The organism is Nostoc sp., assembly GCF_036917155.1.
In the GTDB taxonomy this organism is placed as follows: domain Bacteria; phylum Cyanobacteriota; class Cyanobacteriia; order Cyanobacteriales; family Nostocaceae; genus Nostoc.
In genome coordinates, this window is sequence record NZ_JBALDZ010000078.1 from 23,847 (window position 1) to 33,235 (window position 9,389).

6 protein-coding genes are annotated in these 9,389 nt (G+C 41.5%); 5 read left to right on the forward strand and 1 reads right to left on the reverse strand.

Going from position 1 to position 9,389, the window contains the following annotated elements:
• The first annotated feature begins 734 nt into the window (after positions 1-734).
• On the forward strand, positions 735-1,850 hold the full coding sequence (locus tag V7K67_RS11475; RefSeq protein WP_334729000.1) for a ferrochelatase: 1,116 nt from the start codon (positions 735-737) through the stop codon (positions 1,848-1,850).
• Between the two features lie 684 nt (positions 1,851-2,534).
• On the forward strand, positions 2,535-4,709 hold the full coding sequence (locus V7K67_RS11480; protein WP_335166585.1) for a lipoxygenase family protein: 2,175 nt from the start codon (positions 2,535-2,537) through the stop codon (positions 4,707-4,709).
• 154 nt (positions 4,710-4,863) lie between these two features.
• Here the strand turns inward: V7K67_RS11480 and V7K67_RS11485 are convergent, their stop codons facing one another.
• A complete protein-coding gene (locus V7K67_RS11485) occupies positions 4,864-5,409 on the reverse strand; it encodes an NADPH-dependent FMN reductase (protein ID WP_335166587.1) in 546 nt (181 codons plus the stop codon).
• A gap of 61 nt (positions 5,410-5,470) precedes the next feature.
• Between V7K67_RS11485 and V7K67_RS11490 the strand changes: the two genes are divergently transcribed.
• The 3 genes from V7K67_RS11490 (at position 5,471) to V7K67_RS11500 (ending at position 9,014) form a co-directional block, all read left to right on the forward strand.
• The gene (locus V7K67_RS11490) at positions 5,471-5,629 is read left to right on the forward strand and encodes a hypothetical protein (protein ID WP_335166589.1); all 159 of its coding nucleotides are present in this window, start codon (positions 5,471-5,473) and stop codon (positions 5,627-5,629) included.
• A gap of 230 nt (positions 5,630-5,859) precedes the next feature.
• Entirely contained in the window at positions 5,860-7,791 is a 1,932-nt protein-coding gene (gene ftsH, locus V7K67_RS11495; RefSeq protein ID WP_334729003.1) for an ATP-dependent zinc metalloprotease FtsH, read from the forward strand.
• Between the two features lie 308 nt (positions 7,792-8,099).
• Positions 8,100-9,014: a DUF928 domain-containing protein gene (locus V7K67_RS11500; protein WP_335166591.1), complete on the forward strand. Its 915-nt coding sequence runs from the start codon at positions 8,100-8,102 to the stop codon at positions 9,012-9,014.
• The last annotated feature ends 375 nt before the right edge of the window (positions 9,015-9,389 follow it).

Genomic DNA, 9,389 nt, shown 5'->3' on the forward strand with positions numbered 1-9,389 from the left:
AGGGGATTTGTACAAGGACACATTGAAACATCGTGGCTGACGCCATCTCGTTTCAAATATTTTTATCTCTTTTCATAAATAAATTTAGGGGCTTTAAACCCTGTATTCGGGGCTAATTTTTTTTCTGTTCCCTGTTAAGAGTTCCCTGTTCCCGCCCCGAAGGGGCTTGGTAAAATTAATGGTGTTGATATCTGTTTCTCGAATATTCGCGCAGAATTAGAATTAAAACATGATTGGACTAATTTTTTAGATATTATCTTTTTTATGGTTAGGAGATATGAAACAATAATTCAATCCAATATAATTTATTTGTTTGTATTTTCACTTTTACGAGTTGACTCATATCTTGCACCGGGCGACTGGAAGTCGCGGCTACACAGGCAAAACCCGCCTGCGCGGGTTGAAAACATTGATTTTGCGTTAGTCCGCGCAGGCGGCCTACCCTTCTCCTTCGGAGACGCACTCGCGAACGGGTTCCCCAACGGGGTACGTTTGTATAGCCGCGATTTCTAAGGCATCTTAAGCACTTTCGGTATTCCAGCAACATAGCAGATGCCGCATTGGTTCAATGCCCAATGCCCACGTAAGTTTTGTATGTCTTTTGATGTATTATTAGGATTTTCCCACCTATCCTATCCCCCCGGATGGGATAATAAGTTAGTAGTAGGGAAAATATCTAAACTATTCCCTAGCTCTAAATCTCTCTGCACTCTGGTTATATTGAGGAACTCATTGTGGTTGCCACGCCGGAAAAAGTACAACACACTCACGAGCATCTATCAGGTAAAGACCGTGTAGCCGTATTGCTCATGGGCTACGGCGAAGTCGAAAGCTACGAAGATTTCGCCAACTATAACGAACAGGCTTTAAATCTACTGACAGCAAAATTTGCACCAGTACCAACCTGGATTTATCCCCCCCTAGCAAAGCTTTTGGCGCTATTTGACCGCCACGAGTGGGGACATACACACCACGATTTTATCTCCCCACACAACGCCATCTTTGAACAGCAGCGTGCTGGCATTGAAAAGAATTTACAAGAAAAATGGGGTGATAAGGTTCAAGTTTTCAAAGCTTTTAACTTCTGTGCCCCTTTTCTACCCAACCAAGTCCTGGCAGAAATCAAAAACCAAGGCTTCGAGAAGCTGCTAATCTATCCACTGCTAGTTGTTGATTCTATCTTTACTAGTGGTATTGCGATCGAGCAAGTTAACAATGCTCTTGTTGAGTTGACTGATGGTGAAGAACACTGGGTTAAAGCACAGCGCTACATTCCTTCTTTCTTCAACGAACCAGCTTACATCGATTTGATGGCTCATCTGGTTGAGGAGAAAATTGCTGAATTAGCCGCAGCTTATCTACCTTCTCAAATCGGTATTGTGTTAATGAATCACGGCTGTCCCCATAAAGCTAAAGGCTTTACTTCTGGGATTGCCGAAAGTGAAGCAATGTACGATTTAGTTCGGGATAAGTTGATTAACCGTTATCCCTTAATCTCAGTGGGTTGGCTAAATCATGACACACCCCTAATTGATTGGACACAGCCAAATGCAGAGCAAGCTGCAAATAACCTGATTCAATTGGGTGCGAAAGTAGTGATATTTATGCCAATTGGCTTTGCGACAGAAAACCACGAAACTTTATTGGATGTACACCACATCATCCATGCTTTAGAAAAACAGCATCCTGGTACAAACTACGTGCAAATGGCTTGCGTCAACGACCATCCAGAATTTTTGGCAATGGTGGCCCAATGGGCTGATGCTCATATTGCAGAGTTGTTGTCAGAGAAAACTTTGGCAGTTAATCCCCAACTAGCTGGGCACCATCATCATCACCACCATCATTAAGCTTTATTGGGTGGTCAAGGCTTTGCCCACCTGATATTTCTGGTGTATTTATTTGAAATCTCCCACGCTTGCTTCAAGGCGTGGGATTTTTTATATGAAACTGTGTTTTCTCTTTATGCCCCAATACGGTTCAGCAAAAAAATTGTAGGTTGGGTGGAGCGGAGCGTAACCCAACCTTGTATCTTAGTTGCTCATGGGGGAAACCCCCTTCTCTACGAGACGCTGCGCGTAGCAAGATCCCCAAAGGGGTATGCTCCGAATTCAAAACTCAAGATATGTATTTTCATTCAATTAATTTCATTTATGTGAAAAAATACTGAATTACTGAAATCTAAAGTAAAAAATTATAAATTTTTAATATTTACTATGGCATGAAAGCACTCTTTAATTTACTAAGCTTTAATATGTTGTGTTATCTTTGATAAATTCGCAAATGCCAACATAAATATCTGATAAGTAAGTCGGTGAGAAAAATTCAATGTATACGAAGAAAGATAAATTAGCTGTAGGGTGTGTTATGCCTTATAGCAACGCACCTGAGATTGTTGACGGTGCGTTGCGCTCTACGACAACACACCCTACATTAAAATTCCTTAACATAGCTGGAAATATTAGCACCGACTTACTTAGACAATATTTTATGCTGGTTCGCTAGTGAGAAATTTGCTAAATTCAGGAGTAATTATGTCTCTATCTTCTCAGGCAATATCTTCTTCTTTAGGTCTAACAAAATCAGATATAGAAAGTCTTTTGGTGCTTTTATATAAGCTTACAAAGCACAATAAAAGCTCATTGCCATTTACAGAATATGAATATAATTATAATTATGTTCCGCCACTGGCTCTGACAGGTGCTACTTCATTACCAATCATTCAGGTAGAATTACCAATTCAAGAATTGCCTAGTTTAAAATGGGTACTTTTAGTAGCTCAGAAGTTAACACTTATCTTGGTAAATGATGCTCTAAGTAAGTTTCCCAGATTCTTCGATAATGGCATTTATTACGGATTGGATAATGATGCCAAAAGCAATAGTTTAGCCCTGAACATTAAAGTACAAAGCTTAGAAGATATCGAACAAAAAATAAAAGATGCGGAAAGTAAACAAGACTTAGAAAAAATTGCTTTAAATCTTGCATCGATTACTCAAGATATTACTGAACAAATAGTTGCAACCGATCCATCCAATGTTGTGTCATCTGACCCTGGAGAAATTTCTGCATTTGAGGAACAGCTTCAGGAGATTGACGAGCAATTTGAATTGTATCAAATAGGTGCAACTTCAGGAAATATAGGATTGTCATTGCCTCCTGAACTAGAAGATTCAATCACAGACTTGCTAAGTTCCGCTTTCAAAGAAATCATTAAATCCAATGCTGAATTGTTGGAATTAGAAAGCACTCAACCATTGCCGATAGAAGTAGAATTTTCTAAACAAGCATCTGCAATTGAGCCAAGTCTTGAGGATTATAATAAATTATTTATCAAAATCCCTCTACCAGAAATTAGCTCTAGGTTTCAAGAGGATTTGGTTTTTGCCTATATGCAGGTTGCTGGGCCAAATCCACTCATGCTTCAAAAGGTATTAGAACAGGAACAACCTTTACAAATTACTAACGAACAATACCAGCAAATTATTGGTATATCAGACTCCCTTGAAGTTGCGAAGAAAGAGGGTCGGCTTTATAAAGCTGATTATTCTAAGTTAAAAAACATGGAAAAGGGGAGTTTTCCTGACAAACAAAAGTATATCTATTCGCCTTTGGCATTATTTGCAGTACCACCATCTGGTAGCCCATCTCACTCTCTAGTACCAGTGGCTATCCAGTGTCAGCCGCAAGATCCGGTATTCACACCTCTAAATGGCGATAACTGGACGATCGCTAAGAGTATTGTCCAAATGGCAGATAGTAACTACCACGAATTGGTTAGCCACCTTGGTCGCACTCACCTATTTATCGAACCTTTTGCGATCGCTACTAAGCGACGATTACCAGCAAGCCATCACTTAAGAATTTTGCTGGAACCTCACTTTGAGGGGACTATATTAATCAATTACGGCGCTCATAAGATTTTGATTGCCCCTGGTCGTGAAGTAGATGCGATTTTAGCTAGTACAATTGAGAGCGATCGCCAGCTAACTGTTGAAGCTGCCCAAGATTATTTGCACCATTTCAACGATCTTATATTTCCCCAAATTTTGGCAAGTCGCGGCGTTAATAATACTTCTCAGCTACCTGAATATCCTTATCGAGATGACGGACTGCTGATTTGGAATGCTATTCATAAATGGGTGCGTGCCTATTTGAGCAGTTACTATATCAGTGAACAGCAAATATTAGCTGACCAAGCGTTACAAAATTGGGCCAAGGAATTAATCTCTGAACAAGGAGGTCGCCTCCAGAATTTTGGTGAAGATATCTCAGGCACAATTAAAACGCTAGATTATCTAATTGATGCTGTTTCCACAATCATTTTTACTGCTAGCGCCCAACACGCTGCGGTTAATTTTCCGCAAAGCGAACTCATGACCTATGCACCTGCTTTTCCTCTAGCTGTCTACTCTCCAGCACCGACTAATCCTGACCAAGCAGGCGACTTTATGAGGATGTTACCTCCGCTAGACCAAGCTAAAACCCAACTTAAGTTAACTTATTTGCTTGGCTCGGTCTACTATACGCAGCTAGGGCAGTACTCTAACTCATACTTTAAATCTAAGCCAGAACTGAGTTCGGCACTGCTTGCTTTTCAAAATGAACTCAAAGGAATTGAGCAAGAAATTAATCAGAAGAATTCTAAAAGGATAATGCCTTACAAGTTCTTGCTACCTTCCCAAATTCCACAAAGTATAAATATCTAGCAAATATACCAGGCGATTAGAAATCGCGGCTACACAAACTTTCGTCTGCCTACGCGGACTTAAAGAATTTGAAACCCACGGAGGTGGGTTTTGTCTGTATAGCCGCGAATTCCATTCGCCAGAGCAGGTGTATTTTTACTTGCCCACCCGACAATTAATTTACGCCCCGCAGTTTGCGAGTGTTATCAACTAAACTCTGAGCAAATTGATCGAATCTTTGGGAGAGTTTCTCATCCAATAACTTGCCTTCAGGACTAAAAGCACCATAAGCTTGTCCGATCGCAATTTGTTCAGGAATCACCCAACCATGTACCCACCGAACAATTAGCCGCAGGTCATTTAGGGCGTTGCTATTAGGCTGACCACCCAAGGCGCTAATTAGTCCTGTCACTTTATCAGATAATTGCTCAAAACTCATCAAATCCAGAGCATTTTTTAGGACACCACTAACGCTACCATGATACTCAGGTGTCGCTAAAATTAAGCCATCAGCCTGACTGACAGTATCCTGCAACCGCTTAACATCTGGGTACTCTGGATACTCCTTTGCACCACTGCAAAACGGTAGCTGCAACTGCCGTAAATCGAGAACTTCTACCTCTGCACCGAGGGCTTCTACCCTTTGCACTGCTACTTGTAAAGCAAGCTGGGTATAAGAGTTGGATCTTAAACTACCACCAATACCAATAATTCTGACCATAATTAACCCACAAACTATTAATTAGCTACTAGTACCAGATTTCTTAAAAAACGGAATCGTTATGACTATGCCTATCTTAGCGATTTGCGTCAGAATGTGTCAAATTGATATTTACTGGGGACTGGGGATTGGGGATTGGGGATTGAGGATTGGGGATTGGGGATTGGGACTGGGGATTGGAGAATGGGGACTAGAGAATAAAGTTATTATCCGCACATAAATCAACCTTTGGCTACCTCTTTCCAATGTCCAGTCTTAACATCTGCATAAATCTAGATAACGATCCAGGTCGCTCAACTTTATAGAATAGCCGGCAGAAAATTGGGAATGGTTTTATGTGGAAGTTAGACTAGATAAGAAAAGTGTAATTTCCAGTTATTACAATTTTTAATAGAAGAATAGGCATAAAACCATAGCTCAACTTGTGCCAGCAGACAAAGGGTAATTATTATGACAAACTTGGGAAAAAAAGCATTGATAAAAAAGCAGTCCTCGAAGCGCGGTGCTTGGGTTGGTGCGTTGGCGTTCGCGCAACGTCTCGTAAAGAAACCCGCCATAGGCATTGCTGCTAGTTTGATTATGTTGCCAGGAATTTTCGCTAGTACTCCTGTCATGGCACAAAAAGCAGAAACCACCTCTCTAAATTATGGCGACTTGATCAAAAAAGCGAAGGCGGGAGAAATCCAAAAAGTAGAGCTTGACGAAACCGAACAGCTAGCAAGGGTTTATCTCAAGGGGCAAAAGGATGATGCACCACCGCAACAGGTGAGACTTTTGGCTCAAAATACAGAGTTAATTAACATTCTCAAAGAGAAGAACGTTGATTTTGGTGAAGTTTCCTCTGCTAACAGTCGAGCTGCTGTTGGACTGTTGATTAATTTGATGTGGATTTTGCCACTGGTAGCTTTAATGCTATTGTTCCTCCGGCGCTCTACAAATGCTTCTAGCCAAGCGATGAATTTCGGCAAATCCAAAGCCCGCTTCCAAATGGAGGCAAAAACTGGAGTGAAATTTGAAGATGTCGCTGGCGTTGAAGAAGCTAAAGAAGAACTCGAGGAAGTTGTTACTTTCCTGAAACAGCCAGAAAGATTTACCGCTGTAGGCGCACGGATTCCCAAAGGAGTGCTGTTAATTGGCCCTCCTGGTACTGGTAAAACTTTACTAGCAAAAGCGATCGCAGGTGAAGCAGGTGTACCATTCTTCAGTATTTCCGGTTCGGAATTCGTGGAAATGTTCGTTGGTGTGGGTGCATCTCGTGTGCGCGACCTCTTCAAAAAAGCCAAAGAGAATGCTCCTTGCCTAATATTTATCGATGAAATTGACGCAGTAGGTAGACAACGGGGTGCTGGTATTGGTGGCGGTAACGATGAGCGCGAACAAACCCTCAACCAACTGCTCACCGAAATGGATGGTTTTGAAGGGAACACAGGCATCATTATTATTGCTGCCACAAACCGCCCAGATGTTTTAGATGCAGCCCTACTCAGGCCTGGACGCTTTGACAGACAAGTGATGGTGGATGCACCTGATCTGAAAGGGCGACTAGAAATTTTGAAAGTCCACGCCCGGAACAAGAAAATTGATCCTAGCGTATCATTAGAAGCGATCGCTCGTCGCACTCCTGGTTTTACTGGCGCAGACTTAGCCAACTTACTCAACGAAGCCGCCATTCTCACCGCGAGAAGACGCAAAGAAGCTGTCACCATTTTAGAAATTGATGCGGCTATAGATCGAGTGGTTGCAGGTATGGAAGGTACCGCCTTAGTAGACAGCAAGAGCAAGCGCTTGATTGCCTATCATGAAGTTGGACACGCTTTAGTGGGCACATTGCTTAAAGACCACGATCCTGTGCAGAAAGTGACATTAATTCCACGGGGACAAGCACTGGGATTAACTTGGTTTACTCCCAACGAAGAACAGGGGTTAATTTCCCGTTCCCAACTCAAATCCAGAATTACTGCTACTTTGGGTGGTCGCGCTGCCGAGGAAATCGTTTTTGGGAAGCCAGAAGTGACCACAGGTGCTAGCAATGACTTGCAACATGTGACAGGGATGGCGCGGCAGATGGTGACACGCTTCGGGATGTCAGAATTAGGCCCATTGTCACTAGAAAATCAGAGTGCAGAGGTATTTTTAGGACGCGATTGGATGAATAAATCAGACTATTCTGAGGAAATTGCCGCCAAAATTGATTCACAAGTACGCGAAATTGTCAACAGTTCTTACATCAAGGCCAAAGAACTGTTGCAAGAAAACCGCATAGTTTTGGAGCGTTTAGTCGATTTGCTAGCGGAGCAGGAAACAATTGAAGGCGATTTATTCCGTAAAATTGTTGCCGATTATGTTCAGGTAGCCGATGAACAATTGGCTGTACCTCATTAGACTTATGAGTGACAAAGAATCTAGAGAGGTAGCAGTGCTAACTCTTTACAAGGGTTCTGGATAACGCGTATTTAATTTCTGGAGATGGCTATTAGACAAAACTCAATAGTCTATAAACTTTAGGCTACTGAAAATCGAAAGGTTCAGATTCCCGGCTTTTTTAAGAAGTCGGGAAGTTTTTTGGAAAAAATTTAGAAGGCTAACTCAGCCTTCGCACAAAGTAGCACACCTCAAGTCTTGCCACTGTCAAGCTTACGCTATTGTATTATATATACCCAAACAATGTACTACAAATAGACATAAATATCATGAAACATAGATTTTGGGCAAGCTATCTGCTTGCTGCTTTAGCATTTCTTTCTTTCGAGCCTGTAAGCACTACTCAGGTTTTGGCAACAGAGTCAGTTTACCAACTAGCACAAGCTAAAGCAGCTTACACCCAATATATGATTCTTGGTTATAATGAAACCAAACGGAGAAACTATAGAAAAGCTTTATTGAATTTTCAGCAAGCAGAACGCCTACGCCCTGGAGATAGGTATGCTACTTCTGCAATTAGAAATGTTACAAGTTACATCCAACGCGGTAAAAATCGTATTGCCTTTGTCCCAGGTAGACCTGGTAGGGTAAGATCAGCAGGTACACGGGGAAGTTGCTTTCCAGCCGGACAATATCTTATTCCCCTAACGCCAACAGATAAGGAAGCTCAACGAACCACAGCAGAACGTCCGACATTCTTTTTCTACGTTCCTCAAACTTCTACAACAGTGCAAGCACTAGAATTTGTTTTGCGGGATGGTAATAGCATTGACCCATTATATAAGGGAACTTTCAAACCTGTTGGGCAGAATGGTATTGTTAGTGTCAATTTACCTGCCGATCAGCCATCTCTACAAATCGGTAAAGAATACAATTGGACTTTTTCGATGATTTGTGATATTGATAACCGCGATAAAGATTCTTATGTAGAAGGTAGAATTGTGCGATCGCAAGATGAAAACCTGTCCCTTGAGCTAAACCAACCAACTACAGACTTGGATCGTGCAGTTTTATTTGCAACAGCCGGATTTTGGGAAGATGCTCTGAGAACTTTAGCTAATTTACGCCGCCAGCGCCCTAATGATCCTGAAGTTGAGAAATATTGGGAAGATTTATTGAATTCAGTAGACATTAAAGAAGTTGTAAATAAGCCTTTATTGCCCTGTTGTACTGTTCCGAAATAAGTTAACAATTACTTAAAAACCCGGTTTTGATAAATAAGCTGGGTTTTTAACCCTTCTATGTTAAGATGAACCGTTAGCAAATACCTACCCAAACCTATACAAAGCGGAGTTATCGAATAACAATGCAGGTTTGCGATCGCAGCTTGCTTAAAGTTCCTACAAAACTTGGTTTCCCACTCACTGTGGAAACTCATCAAGTAGAGGTTACAGCGTAGTCATGGCATCTGCTCTTGTAGTTCTCAGTGGACGTAAAGTTGTCTAGCTACTCAGAGTCTCTTTTATCCCACATTCCGCACTTCAATAAGTAGCATGGATAAACTACATAAACAGAAAATGCGCTGATGATAATTTGAACAATCAAGTAACCAGAAAATA

Bases quoted from the DNA above. Each gene is read 5' to 3' on its own strand.
- V7K67_RS11480 (WP_335166585.1), top strand. From the start codon at position 2,535: ATGTCTCTATCTTCTCAGGCAATATCTTCTTCTTTAGGTCTAACAAAA.
- V7K67_RS11485 (WP_335166587.1), bottom strand. From the start codon at position 5,409: ATGGTCAGAATTATTGGTATTGGTGGTAGTTTAAGATCCAACTCTTAT.
- V7K67_RS11490 (WP_335166589.1), top strand. From the start codon at position 5,471: ATGACTATGCCTATCTTAGCGATTTGCGTCAGAATGTGTCAAATTGAT.
- ftsH (WP_334729003.1), top strand. From the start codon at position 5,860: ATGACAAACTTGGGAAAAAAAGCATTGATAAAAAAGCAGTCCTCGAAG.
- V7K67_RS11500 (WP_335166591.1), top strand. From the start codon at position 8,100: ATGAAACATAGATTTTGGGCAAGCTATCTGCTTGCTGCTTTAGCATTT.